Source organism: Rhodococcus sp. 14C212, assembly GCF_011058195.1.
Lineage (GTDB): Bacteria > Actinomycetota > Actinomycetes > Mycobacteriales > Mycobacteriaceae > Rhodococcus > Rhodococcus aetherivorans.
The window spans coordinates 44,270-62,112 of the sequence record NZ_JAALEH010000022.1 but is presented as its reverse complement, the minus strand read 5'-3'; the positions used below and the strand labels follow the sequence as shown (position 1 = coordinate 62,112).

Annotated in this window: 18 protein-coding genes; 5 read left to right on the top strand and 13 right to left on the bottom strand. The window is 70.2% G+C overall.

What is annotated here, in order from left to right:
- Positions 1–45 precede the first annotated feature (45 nt).
- Together G6038_RS12585 and G6038_RS12580 are read right to left on the bottom strand one after the other, a co-directional pair.
- Positions 46–1,011, bottom strand: coding sequence for an alpha/beta hydrolase (locus G6038_RS12585; RefSeq protein WP_165038100.1), 966 nt, complete (start codon positions 1,009–1,011; stop codon positions 46–48).
- A gap of 91 nt (positions 1,012–1,102) precedes the next feature.
- Positions 1,103–2,329 carry an acyl-CoA dehydrogenase family protein gene (locus tag G6038_RS12580; RefSeq protein ID WP_165038098.1) on the bottom strand — a complete coding sequence of 409 codons (1,227 nt, stop codon included), beginning with the start codon at positions 2,327–2,329 and terminating at the stop codon, positions 1,103–1,105.
- A gap of 149 nt (positions 2,330–2,478) precedes the next feature.
- Here G6038_RS12580 and G6038_RS12575 point away from each other — a divergent pair, with 149 nt between their 5' ends.
- The gene (locus G6038_RS12575) at positions 2,479–2,877 is read left to right on the top strand and encodes a DUF5313 family protein (RefSeq protein ID WP_165038096.1); all 399 of its coding nucleotides are present in this window, start codon (positions 2,479–2,481) and stop codon (positions 2,875–2,877) included.
- Between the two features lie 57 nt (positions 2,878–2,934).
- Here the strand turns inward: G6038_RS12575 and G6038_RS12570 are convergent, their stop codons facing one another.
- The 3 genes from G6038_RS12570 to G6038_RS12560 form a co-directional block, all read right to left on the bottom strand.
- Entirely contained in the window at positions 2,935–3,735 is an 801-nt protein-coding gene (locus tag G6038_RS12570) for a hypothetical protein (protein ID WP_165038094.1), read from the bottom strand.
- Positions 3,736–3,944: 209 nt separating this feature from the next.
- Entirely contained in the window at positions 3,945–4,667 is a 723-nt protein-coding gene (locus G6038_RS12565) for a GNAT family N-acetyltransferase (RefSeq protein ID WP_165038092.1), read from the bottom strand.
- Between the two features lie 665 nt (positions 4,668–5,332).
- Positions 5,333–5,686, bottom strand: a complete 354-nt coding sequence (locus G6038_RS12560; RefSeq protein WP_165038090.1) for a hypothetical protein — start codon at positions 5,684–5,686, stop codon at positions 5,333–5,335.
- Between the two features lie 378 nt (positions 5,687–6,064).
- Between G6038_RS12560 and G6038_RS12555 the strand changes: the two genes are divergently transcribed.
- Positions 6,065–7,747 carry an alpha/beta fold hydrolase gene (locus tag G6038_RS12555; RefSeq protein ID WP_165038088.1) on the top strand — a complete coding sequence of 561 codons (1,683 nt, stop codon included), beginning with the start codon at positions 6,065–6,067 and terminating at the stop codon, positions 7,745–7,747.
- Positions 7,748–7,831: 84 nt separating this feature from the next.
- On the opposite strand, the gene G6038_RS12550 is transcribed toward G6038_RS12555, so the two are convergent.
- Positions 7,832–8,128 (bottom strand): HigA family addiction module antitoxin, encoded by a 297-nt coding sequence (locus tag G6038_RS12550; protein ID WP_165038086.1) that lies wholly within the window; start codon positions 8,126–8,128, stop codon positions 7,832–7,834.
- A gap of 45 nt (positions 8,129–8,173) precedes the next feature.
- Positions 8,174–8,455 carry a type II toxin-antitoxin system RelE/ParE family toxin gene (locus G6038_RS12545; protein WP_165038084.1) on the bottom strand — a complete coding sequence of 94 codons (282 nt, stop codon included), beginning with the start codon at positions 8,453–8,455 and terminating at the stop codon, positions 8,174–8,176.
- A gap of 298 nt (positions 8,456–8,753) precedes the next feature.
- On the opposite strand from G6038_RS12545, the gene G6038_RS12540 reads away from it, so the two are divergent.
- Positions 8,754–9,383 (top strand): antibiotic biosynthesis monooxygenase, encoded by a 630-nt coding sequence (locus tag G6038_RS12540; RefSeq protein WP_165038082.1) that lies wholly within the window; start codon positions 8,754–8,756, stop codon positions 9,381–9,383.
- 255 nt (positions 9,384–9,638) lie between these two features.
- Positions 9,639–10,625 (top strand): DUF4188 domain-containing protein, encoded by a 987-nt coding sequence (locus tag G6038_RS32080; RefSeq protein WP_346772811.1) that lies wholly within the window; start codon positions 9,639–9,641, stop codon positions 10,623–10,625.
- A 95-nt stretch (positions 10,626–10,720) separates the two neighbouring features.
- Here the strand turns inward: G6038_RS32080 and G6038_RS12525 are convergent, their stop codons facing one another.
- From G6038_RS12525 to G6038_RS12505, 5 genes are all read right to left on the bottom strand, one after another.
- Positions 10,721–11,152: a GNAT family N-acetyltransferase gene (locus tag G6038_RS12525; RefSeq protein ID WP_346772810.1), complete on the bottom strand. Its 432-nt coding sequence runs from the start codon at positions 11,150–11,152 to the stop codon at positions 10,721–10,723.
- A gap of 157 nt (positions 11,153–11,309) precedes the next feature.
- A complete protein-coding gene (locus G6038_RS12520) occupies positions 11,310–11,759 on the bottom strand; it encodes a nitroreductase family deazaflavin-dependent oxidoreductase (protein WP_346772809.1) in 450 nt (149 codons plus the stop codon).
- 20 nt (positions 11,760–11,779) lie between these two features.
- Positions 11,780–12,658 carry an alpha/beta hydrolase gene (locus G6038_RS12515; protein WP_165038078.1) on the bottom strand — a complete coding sequence of 293 codons (879 nt, stop codon included), beginning with the start codon at positions 12,656–12,658 and terminating at the stop codon, positions 11,780–11,782.
- Positions 12,658–13,311: a TetR/AcrR family transcriptional regulator gene (locus G6038_RS12510; protein ID WP_165038076.1), complete on the bottom strand. Its 654-nt coding sequence runs from the start codon at positions 13,309–13,311 to the stop codon at positions 12,658–12,660. The genes G6038_RS12515 and G6038_RS12510 overlap by 1 nt, the downstream gene beginning before the upstream one ends.
- Positions 13,308–15,113 (bottom strand): amidohydrolase family protein, encoded by a 1,806-nt coding sequence (locus G6038_RS12505; protein WP_165038074.1) that lies wholly within the window; start codon positions 15,111–15,113, stop codon positions 13,308–13,310. Before G6038_RS12505 ends, G6038_RS12510 begins: the two co-directional genes overlap by 4 nt.
- Positions 15,114–15,230: 117 nt before the next feature.
- On the opposite strand from G6038_RS12505, the gene G6038_RS12500 reads away from it, so the two are divergent.
- The gene (locus G6038_RS12500) at positions 15,231–16,301 is read left to right on the top strand and encodes an alanine racemase (RefSeq protein ID WP_165038072.1); all 1,071 of its coding nucleotides are present in this window, start codon (positions 15,231–15,233) and stop codon (positions 16,299–16,301) included.
- Positions 16,302–16,333: 32 nt separating this feature from the next.
- Here G6038_RS12500 and G6038_RS12495 read toward each other — a convergent pair whose 3' ends face one another.
- Complete coding sequence (locus tag G6038_RS12495) at positions 16,334–17,779, bottom strand: PLP-dependent aminotransferase family protein (RefSeq protein WP_165038071.1); 1,446 nt, start codon at positions 17,777–17,779, stop codon at positions 16,334–16,336.
- Between the last annotated feature and the right edge of the window lie 64 nt (positions 17,780–17,843).

The window sequence follows — 17,843 nt, the reverse complement described above, 5'->3', positions numbered from 1 at the left end:
CCAGGGCCTGTGTCACCGAGGGGGCGGCGGCGCCGGGGAGACGGTTCAGTCGGGGTCGAGGACGGGGGTGCGCGCGGTGGCGCGGACGATCGCGTCGCACAGCGAACGGGTGGCACCGGCCGGTCGCACGCGCGGAAAACCGGAGAATTCGCCTGGGTGACAGTGCATTTCGACGGGCACCCCGGCCTGCAGGAGTCGCCGGGCGTAGGCGAGCCCCTCGTCGCGGAGCGGGTCGAGTTCGTCGACGGTGAGGTAGGTGGGCGGCAGCCCGGTCAGGTCCGACCGGCGGGCCGGCACGGACAGCCCGGTGGGCTCCTGCCCGCCGAGATAGTGGTGCCAGCTCAGGGCGGCCTGACGGGCGGCCCGTCCCGGGGTGGCGACGTCGCCGCGCATGGACGCGCTCTCGAGGCGGTCGTCCAGCTGGGGTTCGAGCAGCGCCTGCAGCGCGATGCTCGGGCCGCCTTCGTCCCGGGCCCGCAGCGCGACGATCGCGGCGAGACCGGCGCCCGCGGCGTCGCCGAGGACGACGACACGGTCCGGGTCGATGTCGAGACACGCCGCACCGGAAACGATCCATTCCAGGACGGCGCAGCAGTCGTCGACGGCGGCGGGACAGGGGTGCTCGGGTGCGAGACGGTAGTCGACCGAGATGACGACGGAGCCGGTCGCGCGGGCGACATCGGCGGCGAAGGCCTCACTGTGGGCGGCGCTGCCGAGGACGAATCCCCCGCCGTGGATCTCGAGCACAACGGGACGGCCGGCGCGGTTGCCGTCGGGGCACGCGTCCGGGGTGTGGACCCGCACGGGAACCTCGGGGCCGCCGGGGGCACCGGGAACGAGCCACTCCTCGACGGTGACGCCCGTGGGGTCGGCGGGACCGGCGGCGGCGAAGAGCGCGTCGACGGCGCGACGGGCGTCGTCCACGTCGGCGAGATCCAGATCCGGGCAGGGCATCACCCCTTCGGCCAGTTCGGAATCCACGGTGGTCGAGACTGGCGTGATCTCGGGCATGGCGACACGATAGTGGATTCTGCAGCGTAGGTGCAGATACCGGTCCCGGGTACCGGGATTCCGGGCCGCGGCGCGCGACCCGGAATCCGGCTCACTCCGCGAGCAGGCCCTTCGCGATGTGCGTCACCTGGATCTCGTTGCTACCGGCGTAGATCATCAGCGACTTCGCGTCCCGTGCGAGCTGCTCGACGCGGTACTCGGCCATGTAGCCGTTGCCGCCGAAGAGCTGCACCGCCTCCATCGCCACGTCGGTGGCCGCGCGCGAGGAGTACAGCTTCATCGCCGACGCCTCGGCCAGGCCGACCGGCTTGCCGGCCTCCGTGCGTTCGATGGCGCTGAACACCATGTTGCGGACGTTGATGCGGGCGATCTCCATCTCGGCGAGCTTGAGCTGGATCAGCTGGAACCGGGAGATCTCCGCTCCCCACAGCTTGCGGGTGCGGGCGTAGTCCTTGCACAGGCGCAGGCATTCCTCGATGATGCCGAGGGCCAGGTAGGCGATGCCGATCCGCTCGGCGGCGAAGGATTCGCGCGCGCTCTCCTTGCCGTCGCTGCGGCCACCCTCCTCGGCCTCGCCGAGCAGCCGGTCGCGGGTGATGCGGACGTTGTCGAAGAACAGCTCGCCGGTGGGCGAGGAGTTCATGCCCATCTTCTTGAACGGCGGGCTCTGGGTCAGTCCCTCCATGCCCTTCTCGAGCACGAATGCGAGCACCTTGCGGTCCCGGCGGTCGACGCTCGGGTCGCCCTCGTCGAGCTTGGCGTACACGATGACGACATCGGCATAGGGACCGTTGGTGATGAAGGTCTTCTGCCCGTTGAGGATGTAGTCGTCGCCGTCGCGCCGGACGGTGGACTTCATTCCGCCGAACGCGTCCGACCCGGAGTCGGGTTCGGTGATGGCCCAGGCGCCGACCTTCTCGAAGGTCACCAGCTCGGGCAGCCACCGCTTCTTCTGGGCGAGCGTGCCGCGGCTGCGGATGGTGCCCGCGGTGAGGCCGAGGCTGACGCCCATCGAAGCGACGAGCCCGAGGCTGACGCCGGCGATCTCGCTGTTGAGCAGGGCCGCCATACCGCCGGAGCCCATGCCGCCGCCCGGCTTGGCGGACGACGTCTCGCCGGCCTCCTCCCGGGCGAGGGCCTTGTTCAGGCCGTCGCGGGCCAACTCGTCGATGCCGAAGGCGGCGAACAGTTTGCGGATGATGTCGTAGGGCGGTAGCTCACCGCTCTCGAGCCGATCCACGTGGGGACGGATCTCCTTGTCGATGAATCCCCGCAACGCGTCACGGAACATGAGATCGGTATCGGACCACTCGTACATGACTCGAAATATAGAACACGTTCTTGTCCACGTATACGGATCGACCGGACCGGCCGTGATTCCCGACATATTTAGCCTGCGATTAGTTAGCACACTATCTATTTGCGTAGACTCACGGGCATCGATTCCCGCACGAAAGGCGTGTAGAGATGCGCACCCGTCCCGGCCCGTTCCAGTGGCTCGCCTACGCCGTCGGCCGCCCCCTGCCCGCCTCGATGCGCGAGTGGGTGCGCAACGACCTGATCGGCGACCACGCCGTCGCCCGCCACATGGTCCGCAGTCAGATTCCGTTCCTCCCGCTGTACGCCGCGTTCCTGCTGCTGCCCGGCCCGGTGTGGCTGCGCCTGTCGACGATGGGACTCGGCGTCGCGCTCGCACTGTTCTTCTCCGCCGCCTACATGGCGCAGAACCGCCGGCGCCGGCTCGAGCGCAACGGTCTGCCGGGAGACCTCGAGAACCCCCGGCGCGTCCGGGAGCGCGAGGCCGAGAAGGCCGCCTACGAGCGGCTCCACTCCGCGATGCGCGCCGACCTGCGGACGCGGGTGTAGACGCGGTTGTGGGTGCCCGAGGCGGTGGCCTGTGCAGCTCCTGCAGTGACGAGGACCCTACCGGAGGTGCGCCGGCAGGTCGCCGGGGGTGACACCGAGATGGATGTGATCGTGGTGGACGTGGTCGGAGAAAAAGCCCTTGCGTAGTCCGTTGAGGTCGACAGGTCCGCCGACCTCGGTCGCCCCCAACTCGGCGGCTCGCCGCATCAGCCGAAGCGGTCGATCGTCACCGGCCGGGGCGACCACCGGCCGACCGTCGATCTCGCGGATGTCCACGGCTCGTCCGACGGCGTGGTTGGACACCCGCGCGGTCGGAAACACCGTCTGGATGTGGCCGGTATGCATCACCTGGACCGTCAGGGTGAACTCTCGGGACAGTTCGTGAAGTATCGCCAGCAGCCGGGTGTCGATCCTGCCGGTGCGGACATCGATCCGGGCTGGGTCCGGCAGGACGATCTTCGGGTTGGCGAGCACTGCTGTGGCCGTGTCGGTCAACGGCAGCGGCGGACCCAGCGAGGTCGGTGGGACGAGTCGCTCGACGGTCCAGCTGCCGCCGGGTTCTCTGGTCAGCCGCACGTCCACGACGAGTTCTCGGATCCACGGCCCCGAGACGGTACGCAGGTTCTGCCCGACCAAGGCGATCACCGCCGCGGTGTCGCGGGCCAGCCCGCCGTACTGCGGATAGACCACGGTCAGTTCCCCGGCGCGGGCGGTGGACGGCTGGAGGACGGACGCGGTCGCCGCCGCCGCCGGTGACGCGCCGGCCCGGACGAGGCTGTCGACGGCCGTCCCATCGTCGCCCCAGTTGCCGGCGGTTTCCAGAAACGCCGCCGCGGTGCGCTTGATCTCCGGGGACACCTCGCCTGGGGCCGGCCGCCAGCGGCTCGCCTCGGCGGATAACGGAGAACGAAGTGCGCCGGCTCCGGGACCAGGGTGCGGTTGCTGCGGTGTCGGCGTGGTTGCCGGGTGCGCAGGTTCGGACGGGGCCGACTCGACGGCGCACGATGCCATTGCGGCGGCCGAACCCGCGGTCAGCAACATCAACAGTTGACGCCGGGTCAGATTCATCAGGGATCTGTCCCGCACCGGTCGCAGAAAGTGCCGGGGCGAGCCGGAGGGACGACGGGGTGGCGATAGCTGCATACGGTGACGCCGTCGCGGGTGAGGTGTTCTCGCACCGGGCTCCATCCCAGGTGTTCGTAGAATGCGCCGGCGCCGTCCGGGCCGGCACTGGTGAGCAGCTCGGCTGTTGCAGCGCCCCGCTCGTGCGCATGAGTGAGAAACAGCTCGACCAGGCATGCACCGACGCCGCTACCCCGTAGCGGCGGCCGGACGGCGACCGCGGCCAGCAGCGCTACCGGCACGGGCTCGATCCGGGCCGGGTGCACAGCAGGCCGCGAGGTGATCGTGCGTAGGAGGCGTCGGGTCCACGGCCCCGCCCGGGTGCGCAGGAACCGTACCGCCAGTGGTGGGTGACGCAGCAGCGACAAGGCGGCGGTCGATGCCAGGGTCAGCAGGCAGCGGCGGTCGGCCAGCACCGCCCGCATGTATGCCGATTCGTCGGTCGATCCGACCAGGAAGGCGCACACGTCACCGCCGCAGTCGCCCCGACACACCGCGACGAATGCCACGGCATGCGGTGAGTCGAGGAACGTCCTGTGCCAGCGACGCATGAAACGCGGCCCCAGAGCGGGGAAGAACCCGACAGGCAACTGCTCGATGTGCAGTTGCGCTGTGGCGTCGAGATCGGCGGCAGTGGCGCCGCGCAGGACAAGATCGTTCGCGGTCAACGGCCCCGGCCGTGGAGAAGGCGCCGTTCCGGCACGGCACCGCGGGCGGCGGCGACGCAACGTCGGTCGGTACATGAACCGGTTCCCCTTCTGCGGTCAGGCCGGGCATGCCGTGGTCATTGCTCGACGGCCGTTTCTCGACGGCCGTTTCTCGATGCGGCCACCGGATCTCCGACGCCAGGCCGGACGGCGTTGCGCCGCTCCCTGGCGCGGAGTCTTCTGCGCCGTCTTCTGCGCCGAAACCGGGTGGTCCGGGTCGTGAGACGGCGAAACCCGAGCGATCGCGCCGGCCCCGGGAGGGTGCCAGCGCCCCGGCCCCGCACGCGGGCTCACAAGCACGTGGTGCCGCTGACGGTGTGGTCGTACCCGAACAGGGTGCTGCTCCTCACGGACGACGACGGTCTGCACTCAGCCGTCTTCCCCGGTCCGGACCCGGGAAGACGAAGACCCGTCTCGAGTGTGCCCCTGACGGTAGGGCGTCACCCGTATTTTCGAGGAAGATCTGCTCGTGATCCGACCCGGGCGCCTCGCGGAGCGCCTCTTCACCGAAAACCACGGCTGGGCCGAAAACGCTGTTGCACCGGCCGCCAGGGACGGCGGCGGGACCGCGGTAGCCAGTTCCCGTTCTCAGATGTTCGTGCGGGGCGTTCTCCCGGTGGGCGGAGTCAGCCAGCATTCAGCGGGGACTGCTGGACGAGGAGGCTATCCCGCATGGCGGGGACGTACTCGATACCCCTGGTCTGCGAGCCGTGCGCGTGCACGACCGAGCGTGCGTTCGTCCGAGTACAGGCGATACCGGTGAAACTCGGCGGGCGACTGCGAGAGCGCGTCCTTGAAGCGACGGAAAGCGCCTCGCCCGAGATCGCGATGCGCAACTGCTCGGCCAGGGCGGGATCGTCCACCGAGTCGAGGAACACCTCCATGTCGCGGTAACCGGGACGCGATCCGACGCACTCGACGGACGACCAGCGGTCGGCGTCGCCGTCCGCGTCGTCGTCGAACATCTCCTCGATGACCACGGCCGGCCACGTGTGCCCGGTCTCGAGGTGTACGTCCCAGCCGGCTTCCATCGAGGGCCGACGATAATCGCACCGGCCCCGAGACGGCATCGGATGGGCCCTCCCGGTCGACCACCTCCCTGCTGCTGGTGGGCCTCCCTGCTGCTGGTGGGCGACCGCACCGTCCGATATGACGAGCGCCCTCCGGCTCGCGGGCGTGGACGCGGCCGCGGAACTGGACGCTCGTCATGGTTCGCCGACGCCGGCTCCCACCCGGCCGGGTCATACCGAAATGGCTACATACCATCTGAATGTCTTGCCTCCAAATTTAATTCGATACTGTTGGACGTCCCAGCAGCAATTCGGTGAGACAATCCAGGAGGCGGAGGGAGGCGCGTGATGGTCCAGGCACGAACCGTGATCGGTGAGAGCGTCGAGGAGTCGATCGGGGGTGGCGAGGACGTCGCGCCGCCGCGGCTCGGGGCGGCCGTCGGCGCCCTGGCCGACGTGTTCGGTCACGGCCGGGCGGTGGCCCGGCACGGCGTGTCGTTCGGCAGGGAAGTGGCGAAGATCGCCCTCGGCCGGTCGACGGTGGCTCCGGCGAAGGGGGATCGTCGGTTCGCCGACCCGGCGTGGAGTGCGAACCCCGCCTACCGCCGACTCGAGCAGACCTACCTGGCGGCCGCCGAGGCCGTCGACGGAGTCGTCGACGAGGTCGGTCGCGCGATCGGCCCGCGACGCACGGCCGAGGCCAGGTTCGCCGCCGACATCCTCACCGCGGCCCTGGCCCCGACGAACTACCTGTGGACCAACCCCGCCGCGCTGAAGGAGGCGTTCGACACCGCCGGACTCAGCCTCGCGCGCGGCACCAGGCACTTCGTCTCGGATCTGATCGAGAACCGGGGCATGCCGTCGATGGTCCAGCGCGGCGCCTTCACCGTCGGGAAGGACCTGGCGGTGACCCCGGGTGCGGTGATCTCCCGCGACGAGGTCGCCGAGGTGCTGCAGTACACCCCGACCACGGAGACGGTCCGCCGCCGGCCGGTGCTCGTGGTGCCCCCGCCGATCGGCCGGTACTACTTCCTGGACCTGCGGCCGGGACGCAGTTTCGTCGAATACAGCGTGGGCCGGGGCCTGCAGACCTTCCTGCTGTCGTGGCGCAATCCCACCGCCGAGCAGGGCGACTGGGACTTCGACACCTACGCCGGCCGGGTGCTCCGGGCGATCGACGAGGTGCGGGAGATCACCGGCAGCGACGAGGTGAACCTGATCGGGTTCTGCGCCGGCGGGATCCTCGCCACCACGGTGCTCAACCACCTGGCCGCCCGCGGCGATGCCCGGGTGCACAGCATGGCCTATGCGGTGACGATGCTGGACTTCGGTGATCCGGCACTGCTCGGCGCGTTCGCCCGGCCCACCCTGATCCGGTTCGCCAAGGGCCGGTCCCGCCGCAAGGGCATCATCAGCGCCCGGGACATGGGCTCGGCGTTCACCTGGATGCGCCCGAACGACCTGGTGTTCAACTACGTCGTCAACAACTACCTGATGGGACGCACCCCGCCGGCCTTCGACATCCTCGCCTGGAACGCCGACGGCACCAACCTGCCCGGCACCCTGCACGGTCAGTTCCTGGACATCTTCCGGGACAACGTGCTCGTCGAGCCCGGCCGGCTCACCGTGCTGGGCACGCCCGTCGACCTGAAGGCGATCACCGTGCCCACCTTCGTCTCGGGCGCGATCGCCGACCACCTGACCGCGTGGCGCAACTGCTACCGCACCACCCAATTGCTCGGTGGAGAAACCGAATTCGCGCTCAGCTTCTCCGGGCACATCGCCAGCCTGGTCAACCCGCCCGGCAACCCGAAGGCACACTACTGGACCGGGGGCACACCCGGCCCGGACCCCGATGCCTGGCTGAAGGACGCCGAGCGGCAGCAGGGCAGCTGGTGGCAGGCCTGGGCCGACTGGGTGCTCGCCCGCAGCGGGGAGGAGATGGCCGCGCCGGCCGCACCCGGCAGCGCGCGGCATCCCGCGCTCGACACCGCCCCCGGCCGGTACGTGCGCGACCTGCCCGCCGGCTGACCATCCGCCCCGGAGGTGGCGGCGCTACTGCGAGACAGGCGTCGCGGCCGCGGCCACCCCGCGGCGCGATCCGCGGGAGGTTTCTCATGCCGACAAGGGAGTGATGTTGGCGAGGGTGTCGCCGAGTTTGTCGGTGGCGATGTCGAGTTCGTAGCGGTCCTGGAGGTTGAGCCAGAACTGTGCGCTGTTGCCGAATGCCTTCGCCAGTCGCAGCGCGGTGTCCGCGGTGATCGATCGCTTACCGTGCACGATCTCGTTGATCCGTCGCGGTGGAACACCGATGAGGGTGGCGAGACGGTTCTGCGTGACGCCGAGCGGGACGAGGAAATCCTCGTTGAGGATCTCACCGGGGTGGAGGGGAGGGTGCAGGTCTGTGGTCATCGCTGAATCCTTTGTTGGTTCTTCCTGTGTGATGGGTGCGGTCGATCAGTGGTAGTCGGTGATCTCGACGTCGTACGCAGCCGTGCCGCGCCAGATGAAGCAGATGCGGTACTGATCGTTGATCCGCACGCTGTACTGCCCCACTCGATCACCGGGGAGCTTTTCGAGACGGTTACCGGGCGGCACCCGCAGATCGTTGACGTCGGTGGCCGCATCGATCACCAGGAGCCGGCGGCGAGCGATCCGTTGAATGTCCTGCGGAAGTTTCTTCGAGAACATCCGGTCGAAGACCCGCTCGGTCTCCTTGTCGGCGAACGATTCGATCACCACCCAAGCATAACGCGGTGCGTTAATAACGTATAGCGTTAATAACGGGTGGCGCGATGCCGGCCGTGGCCGGCCACCAGACGCTCCGTCAGCTGGCGTTCGCGGGCAGCTTCGAGGGGCAGACGACGATCGGGGCCGACCGCCGCAACACCGATGGGGCGACACCGCCAGATGACTGCGGCGGATCCTGGCCGCCGAGAATCGGCCACCGCCCATTGCCTCCGGCGGATTGAGGGAGCAGGGTGAAACACGGGGGAATGACCGGCGACGCCGCGTCGGCGCCGCCCTGAGGAGAAGGGTGCCGATCATGTTCGCACGCTCCACCACAATTCACGCGCATCCGTCGTACATCGACGCCGGGATCAAGCACGTACGCGACACCGTGATGCCCACGCTGGCAGACATCGAGGGCTGCCTCGGAATGTCCCTGCTGATCGATCGAGGCTCGGGCCGGTGCATCGCGACCAGTTCGTGGCGGGACGAGGAATCGCTCCGCGCCAGCGAGGGACCGGTGCGCACGCTGCGCGACGCCGCCGCCGAGATCTTCCACGGCACCACGGAGGTCTCGCGGTGGGAGATCGCCGTCATGCATCGCGACCACCATGCCGAGCGCGGGGCCTGCTGCCGCGTCACGTGGATCAAGACCGAGCCGGCCCACATGGACCGCGGCGTGGACCTGTGGAAGATGGCCGCACTGCCCCAGATGGAGGAACTCGACGGATTCTGCAGCGCCAGCCTGATGCTCGACCGCGCCGCGGGTCGCGGGGTGTCGTCGCTGACCTTCGACAGCGCCGAGGCGATGGAACGCAGCAGAGGACGCGTCGACAGCATCCGGGCCGAAGTGGCTCGCCAGGCGGGCGCCGAGGTGCTCGATACCTGCGAGTTCGAGCTCGCCATCGCGCACCTGCACGTCCCCGAGATGGCGTGAGCTGATCACCTGTCGAGAAGGACGACCTCGCCCGGTTGCGACGTCGCCGCAGCGGCCGGCCGTCATTCGAAAATCGAATATGCGCTCGCGCAATGGGGAGCGGTCTACGCCCCGAAACCGTGTCCGAAGACATGAATGCCGTGTCCGAAGACGTGAATGCCGTGTCCGACGAGGTGAATTCAGGGACCGAAGACCGGTCACCCTCACTCCCACCCGGTGGGGGCGCGGCGGTGCGAGGTCGGACAGGAGGCCGCCATGATCGAAGTCGAGGACAGCATTGTCATCGCGTGCCCGATCGGCGAAGTATTCACCTTTGTCGCGGACCAGACCAACGCTCCCCGATGGCAAGACGGATTGCTGGAAGTACGCCGGATCACCGACGGACCGCCGGGAGTAGGTACCAAGCATGTCGTTGTCCGTAGATTCATGGGACGCACGCTCGAGCTGACCAATGAGTACGTCCACTATGAGCCGAACACGAAGGTCATCTTCACGGGTGCTTCGGGACCGAGCAGTTTCGAGGTGGCGTATCTGACCGACACGACGGCCGACGGGACCCGGGTGACGTGCCGCATGCGGATGGAGCAGAAAGGCCTCTTCAAGCTCGGTGACCCGCTGGTTGCTGCCAGCCTCCGACGGGACTTTGCCGCGAACCTGGAGAACCTCAAGGACCTGCTCGAAACGAAGGCGGACCGACACCTGCCGACGAAAGACCGTGTCATGCGTGTCGACCGTTCGACCGTCGACCTGTCCGCCTACCCGGACCTGGTCGTCGTCTACCTCGGGATGCGCGTGAATCGTCCTCGCGGCTTGCTGCGATTGCTGGGGCTCGGACCGCAGATCAACCGATCGTGGAAGGACAAGCCCGACGGGCTGCTGCTGCACGAGGACTTCATCTGGTCCCTGCTTCCGCCCCACGCCGGGATGCGGCAATACTGGCGCGACCTGGACAGTCTGGAGCGCTGGACCCGCTCCGACCCGCATCGGCTCTGGTGGCGCACGTTCCTGCGCGACTCCGGCGGCACCGGATTCTGGCACGAGACCTACTTCATGCGCGGCGGCGTCGAGGCGATCTACGACGACGTGGCCGAGCCCACCGGTCTCGCGCGGGTTGCCCCACGCGTGCCGGCCCGCGGAGCGATGTTCTCCGCACGACGGCGCGCGGGCGATACCGAGCCGACAACGGTCGCGCCCGTGGTCTTGGAGAGCAACTACTACGCCGACGAACCGGAGTCGCGCTGACCTTGCTGCCGGGTGCTCCGAGTGGGCGCGGCGACCAACCCGGGGAAGCATCCCCCGCCGGGTCCGGGAAGAGATGTGCCCTGCGCAGGGGCCGGTTATCGGACGAGTCTGACTTCGACCAGAGCCGTGCCCGGGTAGTTCTTCTCCGCCCCATCGGGCTGGAAGCCGTTGCGGCGATAGAAGCTGTGGGCGCGGGAGTTGTCCTCGGCGACCCAGAGCTGCGCACGATCCCCGTCCAGAACCGCATCGAGAAGTGCTTGCCCCGCACCGCTCCCGTGGTGTTCGGGCAGGAGATAGAGGGTGTAGAGCTGAAGATCCCGGACGGGGTCCTCGTCGTCTATCGGATTGCCGGCAGAGGCGAACCCGACAATCTTCCCGTGAGCTTCTGCAACGCGTAGTCGCGGCGGTCGCCGCGGCCCGTTCAGCATGGAGCGCCACATAGCCTTCCGCTGTTCGAGCGCGTCGTCGTCGAAGAAGGAGCTCGGGAGAAGGTGCCCATACGTGGCACGCCAGGTGACGATGAGCACCCGAGCGATCGCATCGGCGTCGGCCGGTCCGGGCGCCCGCACGTGGAACTTCGAAGCCTCCCGCACGGCTCGAGACCAGCAACGCGGGCAGATATCGCACGCGGGGCTCGTCGGACGGCGGATACCGATCCGACACCGACCGATTCGGTGAGCCCTGTCAGTCCTCGTACGGCGCGAGCACGTAGATCGGGATCTCCCGCTCGGTGCGCCGGGCGTACACCTCGTAGTTGGGCCACACCTCCACCAGCACCTCCCAGTGGATCGCCCGTTCGCCGCCCTCCGAGCGTCGCGGCACCACCACGGTCTCGCGGCCGCGGTAGGTGACCCGGGCCTCGTCGGCGGCGTCGAGATTGCGGGCCCAGCCGGGCAGTTCCGGCATCCCCCAGTTCGAGCCGGCGACGAGCCAGGCGTCGTCGTGCGGGACGCCCAGCAGCGGCGTGCTCCGCTCGACCCCGCTCTTGCGGCCGCGGACCGTGAGGACGAGCTCCGGCAGGCCGGCCAGGGTGAGCAGGGTGAAGCGGCCGAAGGTGACCCGCTGGATGGTGTGGTCGACGGTGACGATCTGCTTGCCGAACCGCGGCAGCCACGGCTGGCTTCCCAGTTTCACCGCCACCGGCAGGATCGGATTCACGACAACGACCAGGCCGCCAGGACCGTGCGCACGGCGGTGACCACCGCCAGCGGCTGGTCGATGACCGGGTGATGCCCCGCGACCGGCAGATCCGTGACCAGCGCGTCCGGACCGAACTGGGGCCGCATCCGGTCCAGCAGGTCGGGACCGACGATGCCGTTCTCCGAGCGGAAGTAGGCGATGCGGCACTTCGCCTCGAAGCTCTCGAGGCTGGTGCGCCGGTCCTTGGTCATCCGCAGGGCGTCGAACTTCCAGCTCCACCCGCCGGGTACCTGCCGCATGGACTGCCGCGCGATGTGCTCGAGCACGTACGGCTCGGCGGTCTCCTGGGGCGGGACCAGCCGGAACCGCGCCATCGCCTCCTCCGCCGTCGGATACACCTTCGTGCCACTGCGCTCCCGCGCGGCCTGCGCCCGCATCTCGATCTCCTCGGGCGTCAGGTCCCGGATCGGCGAGTCGAGGATCACCACCCCGTCCAGCCGGTCGCCGTACAGATGGGAGGCCGCGAAGGACACGATCCCGCCCATGCTGTGGCCGACCAGCACCGGGGGCCCGGCGATCCCGCCGGCCTGCGCCACCGCGAGGATCTCCTCGGCCCACAGTTCGAGGGAGTAGTGCTCGCGGTGGCTGCTGTCCCCGTGCCCGCTCATGTCCAGCGCGACGACGCGCCGGCCCTCGGCGAGCTGGGGTGCGACGTGATCCCACCAGCGCGAGTGCGCCATTCCACCGTGCACCAGCACGATGCCGGGACGGCCCTCCTCACCCCACGCGCGGTAGGTGATCGAGACGCCGTCGACCTCGACGTTGCCGGTCTCCACCGGCGCGGCAAGTGCCTCGACGAACCACTTCGGCGCCGATTCGTTGTCGATGCTCATTACCCGAACCTACTTCGCTCCCGCCTTCCGGTCACCAGCTGGGCCACCAGAGCGAGACGCGGCTCCTCCTGCTCGGGTTGCGGGTGGACCACCGCGGCGACGGCCTCCCCGTCCAGCAGGTGCACGATCGTGAACAGCAGCGTGTCGAATTCCGCCGGTTCGAACCGGGAGGCGATCGGCAGGGTGCGGCCGAACTCGGCGATCTGGGCGTGGTATCGCTGCGCCATCGGAGCGAGGCGCTCGCGCAGCGCGGCATCGGTGCGCGCCGCGCCGAGCAGTTCGTACCAGGCGGCGTTGATCGGGGCGCGGCACGCGTCCCGCAGCAGCCGCAGGCACTCGCGGACCGACTCGGGGCTGTCGCCGGGCCCGCCGAGTTGTTCGAGCCCGCGCCGGAAGTTCGCGAACTGCCGCTCGCGGACGGCGTCGGCGGCGGCGACCATCAGATCGAGCCGGGCCGGAAAGTGCCGGAACACCCCACCGGAGGACACCCCGGAGCGGCGGCACACCTCCCCGATGGTGGTGGCGGTGTAGCCGAGTTCGCCGAGGGCCTCGACGGTCGCGTCGAGGATCCGCTCGATCGTGGCCGTGCGGCGCTGCTGCTGGGTGCGCCGCCCCGCGGCCGGGTGTCGTTCTCGCTCCGGCGCTTCCGTCATCGGGTGCCGCTCCGCGTCGGCACGGGTCCACGCGCGTCGACGCCCGCGCGCAGGAAGCGCCCGGTGCCGACGGTGGCGCCGTAGCCGGGCACGAACTCGCCCGCACGGAACACCACGCGCCCGGCCACCGCGGTCGCGGTGACGGCGGCGTCGTTGCGGTTGACCATGCGGCTCAGTCCACCGAACTCGGGCATGGGCGCCTCGTGGTAGGCGTCGGTGTCCTCGTTCAGACCGGCCGGGTCGACCACCACGAGGTCGGCGCGGTCGCCGATGCGCAGGTGCCCGGCGTCGATGCCGTAGAAGTCGCCGAGCTCACCGGTGAGCTTGTGGACCGCCGATTCCAGGGGCATGACCGGCTTTCCGCGCTCGGCGTACTCGTGGATGCGGCGCAGCATGCAGATGCCGTAGTTGTAGAACGCCATGTTGCGCAGGTGCGCGCCGGCGTCGGAGAAGCCGACGGTCACGCCGGGCTGCCGCAGGAGCCGGTTGGCCACCTCGGGCCGATCGTTCGCGATCACCGTGTGCCAGCGGAACTTCCGTCCGTGTTCGACGACGAGGTCCAGGAAGGTGTCCACCGGGTGCACACCGCGTTCGCGCGCCACGTCGCCGATGGAGCGGCCGACGAGCGACGCGTCGGGGCACTCCACGATGGTGGTGTCGTCGAAGTCGCGGTGCCACACGCGCGGCGAGAACTTCTTGTCGAAGTCCTGCCGGAACCAGCGGCGGTACGCCTCGTCGCGCAGCAGCTCGTTGCGGGCGACCTCCTCCTTCAGGTGCAGGGCGGCCCGCCCCGAGCCGAACTCCTCGAACACCACGAGGTCGATCCCGTCGGAGTACACCTCGAACGTGGTGGGCAGGTGCTGCCAGCGGAAGGCACCGCGGCCGATCCTGTTGGCGGCGAAGGCGATCGGAGCGAAAATGCGGTGCACCCAGCGTTCGGCCTTGGTGTCGGCGGCGGCGAGCACGGCGGCCTTCATCGGCTTGCGTCCCAGGCCGGTGGTGGCTAGGGCGAAGAAGGCCACGTCGTACTTGGTGTTGAGGTTCGGCACGGCCTGCAGGACACGGCCGCGGCGGCGCAGGATGCGGTGTACCCGGCGGAATTCGGACCACGAGGCGTGGGTCGAGGGCAGGGTGCGGGAGCGGTAACGATCGCCGTCGAGCTTGTCCCAGGGATTCGTCATGGTGGACACGCCGAGGAATCCGGCGTCGAGGGCGTCCTCGATCCCGGCCTCGATCGCGGCGAGTTCGGCACGGCTCGGAGCGCTGGCGGGATCGGTGGAGCGGCCGAGCCCCAGGACTGCGGCCCGGACGTCGGAATGCCCGATGAACGCCGCGACGTTCGGACCGAGCGGCAGGGCGTCGAGCGCATCGACGTACTCCCGGGGCGACGACCAGGTCCGGCCCTGCTCGAGCGCGACGAGGACATGCTCGCGGGGCAGCGCCTCGACCCGGCTGAACAGGTCCGCGGCGTCGAGCGGCGGCACGAACACGGTCGAGAGCGAGCAGTTGCCCATGAGGACGGTGGTGACGCCGTGCCGCACCGATTCCGGCAGGCCGGGAGAGACGAGCACCTCGGCGTCGTAGTGGGTGTGAGGGTCCACGAAGCCGGGCATCACCCACCGGCCTTCCGCTTCGATCACCTCGGTGTCCGGCCCGATCGGCAACGGTTCGGCGCTCGCCGCCGCCACCACGCCGTCCCGGATTCCCAGGTCGCGGACGACGCCGGGTGCACCGGTGCCGTCGAACCACAGCCCTCCGCGGACAACCAGGTCGAACTCGGCGGGTGCCGGTGTCGTGTCCATGTGACCTCCCTCACGTCGATGTGCCGAGCATAGCGAGAAAGAGGACGACCGCTCTCTATTTTCGGATAACTCCCGGGCAGGCGCCCCGCCGGTGGGGGCCACGAATAGAGTGCGGCCATGCCCGCGTTCCCGGCCCTTCCCGCCACCCCTGCTCTGCTCGTCGACCGTGACGTCCTCGACCGCAACATCGCGCGGATGGCCGACGCGGCGCGCGGTCGCGGCGTGGCCCTGCGCCCGCATGCCAAGACGCACAAGTGCGTCGAGATCGCCCGTCGCCAGATCGCCGCCGGCGCCGTCGGGCTGACCGTCGCGACGGTCTCCGAAGCCGAGGTCTTCGCCGACGCCGGTTTCCGGGACCTGTTCATCGCGTATCCCCTGTGGACGGACGCCGCGCGCGGGGCCCGGCTGCGTGCGCTCGCCGCGGAGGTCCGCCTGACCGTCGGGGTGGACTCGGCCGAGGGCGCGCGGGCACTCGCCGAGCACGCCCGGCCGGGCCTGCACGTGCTCGTCGAGGTCGACAGCGGTCATCACCGCACCGGGGTCGCCCCGGAGCGGGCCGGGTCGGTCGCCGTCGCGGCCGCCTCGGTCGGGCTCGAGGTGCGCGGCGTGTTCACCTTCCCCGGGCACTCCTACGGGCCCCGGCAACCGGCCGTCGCGGCGGCGGACGAGGCGACGGCACTGGGCCGGGCGGTGGCGGCGGTGGAGGCCACCGGCCACGACGCGAGCGTGGTCAGCGGCGGCTCGACCCCCACCGCGCACCTCGACGTCCCGGCTGCCACCGAGTTGCGGCCGGGCGTGTACGTCTTCGGGGACGCGCAGCAACTCGAGCTGGGCACGGCCGGTGCGGACGCGATCGCGCTGACGGCGCTGTCGACCGTGGTGTCGGCGCGTGACGACACGGTGGTGCTCGACGCCGGCAGCAAGGTCCTCGGCGCCGACCGCGCCGCCTGGGCGACGGGCTACGGCCGCATCCTCGGCGCACCGGACGCACGGATCGTCGCGCTGTCCGAGCACCACGCCACCGTGCAGTGGCCGGACGCCGCCGATCGGCCCGCGCTCGGCACCCGGGTCCGGGTGATCCCCAATCACGTGTGCACCACGGTCAATCTCGCCGACGACCTGATCGTCGTCGCCGGGGACACGGTCGTCGACCGGTGGTCCGTCGCCGCCCGCGGCTGCAACACGTAGGCGGCTCCGCCGCCGGTGTGTCCTTTGGGCGGCTAGGACAGCCCGAAGGACACACCGCCACGTAGGGCGGCCCCGATCGCGTCGGCCGCGTCCGCCGCCCGGGATTCCGGCAGCCGCGCGTATCCGCACACGAGTCCGCTCGGACCGCCGGCGGCCGCGCTGTACCTGCTGAGCGGCGCGCTCTCCACTCCGAACCGTCGTGCTGCGGCGGCGATCGCCACGTCGTCGACGCCCTCCGGAAACCGCAGCACCACATGCAGACCCGCTTCGATGCCGGTCACCGACACGCCGAACCGCTCGAGATCGTGAAGCGCACCGACGAACGCGGCCCGCCGGGCGCGGTACGTGCGGGTCGCACGCGCCAGATGCCGCGACAGCGCCCCCGACTCGATCAGCCGGGCCAGCGCGGACGCCGCGACGGAACACGCGACCTCCCCGCTCTCGGCCACGGCCGCCGCGATCCTCGAGCGCAACGGGGTCGGTGGGATCAGCCATGCGAGCCGCAGATCCGGCGACAGGATCTTCGAGGCGGTCCCGACGTAGGCGACGCACTCGCGCCCGCCGTCGATGCTGCGCAGCGCCGGTAGTGCGGACACGTCGTACCGGAACTCGCCGTCGTAGTCGTCCTCGACGACGATCGTCCCGGCCTCGGCGGCACGGGCGACGAGCCGTGCCCGACGGGACACCGGCATGCGCGCCCCCATCGGATACTGATGAGCGGGTGTGCAGTACACCGCGGCGTCGGTGTCCCGCAGCAGGTCGGGATCCAGACCGTCCTCCCCCACCGGGACCGGCCGCGGCCGGGCGCCCTCGCCGACGAGCGCCCGTCGCGCACGGCCGTACCCCGGGTCCTCGAACGCGACGTCGCGGCCCCGCAGCGTCGCGGCGATCGCGAGCACCCGGATCGCGGCGGCGACGCCCGGCAGCACGACGATCTCGTCCGGGCCGCAGGCGAGGCCCCGCGTCCGCCGGAGGTGATCGGCCAGCGACCGGCGCAGCTCCGGATGCGCTTCCGGGTCGGCGACGCCGAGGGTGGGTGGTGCCGAGGCGGCCGCACGCCAGGCTCGGCGCCAGTCCGCGTCGGAGACCAGTGCCGGGTCCGGTATGCCCGGCCGCAGGTCCAGCACGGGCGCGCGACGAGCCCGGTCCGGCGCCGACGGCCGCACGGCAGTCACGACCGGGTGCGACGCGGCGTGCGCCCGGGCCGCCACGTCCGCACCGGCCGCGACGCGCGTACCCGAGCCCGCCCGGGCCACGGCGAATCCCGATGCGCACAGCTCGTCGTACGCCTCGACGACGCAGCCGCGGGACACCCCGAGCTCCGCGGCCAGCGTGCGGGTCGACGGCAGGAGATCGCCGACCCGGATGTGACCGCACCGGATCCGGTTGACGACGGCTTCGGCGAGACGCTGCCGCAGGGGGGCGCCCGTGTCGGGCAGCTCGAAGGTCAGATGGACGACGGGCGTGACGCGGGGCACGGCACGACAATACTGGTCCTGAAATCGGCCGGTTTTGTGGATCTGTTCATAGGTCCACATATCG

Bases quoted from the DNA above. Each gene is read 5' to 3' on its own strand.
- G6038_RS12510 (WP_165038076.1), bottom strand. From the start codon at position 13,311: ATGACGGAAGCGCCGGAGCGAGAACGACACCCGGCCGCGGGGCGGCGC.
- G6038_RS12585 (WP_165038100.1), bottom strand. From the start codon at position 1,011: ATGCCCGAGATCACGCCAGTCTCGACCACCGTGGATTCCGAACTGGCC.
- G6038_RS12550 (WP_165038086.1), bottom strand. From the start codon at position 8,128: ATGACCACAGACCTGCACCCTCCCCTCCACCCCGGTGAGATCCTCAAC.
- G6038_RS12500 (WP_165038072.1), top strand. From the start codon at position 15,231: ATGCCCGCGTTCCCGGCCCTTCCCGCCACCCCTGCTCTGCTCGTCGAC.
- G6038_RS12575 (WP_165038096.1), top strand. From the start codon at position 2,479: ATGCGCACCCGTCCCGGCCCGTTCCAGTGGCTCGCCTACGCCGTCGGC.
- G6038_RS12555 (WP_165038088.1), top strand. From the start codon at position 6,065: ATGGTCCAGGCACGAACCGTGATCGGTGAGAGCGTCGAGGAGTCGATC.
- G6038_RS12505 (WP_165038074.1), bottom strand. From the start codon at position 15,113: ATGGACACGACACCGGCACCCGCCGAGTTCGACCTGGTTGTCCGCGGA.
- G6038_RS12580 (WP_165038098.1), bottom strand. From the start codon at position 2,329: ATGTACGAGTGGTCCGATACCGATCTCATGTTCCGTGACGCGTTGCGG.
- G6038_RS12515 (WP_165038078.1), bottom strand. From the start codon at position 12,658: ATGAGCATCGACAACGAATCGGCGCCGAAGTGGTTCGTCGAGGCACTT.
- G6038_RS32080 (WP_346772811.1), top strand. From the start codon at position 9,639: ATGATCGAAGTCGAGGACAGCATTGTCATCGCGTGCCCGATCGGCGAA.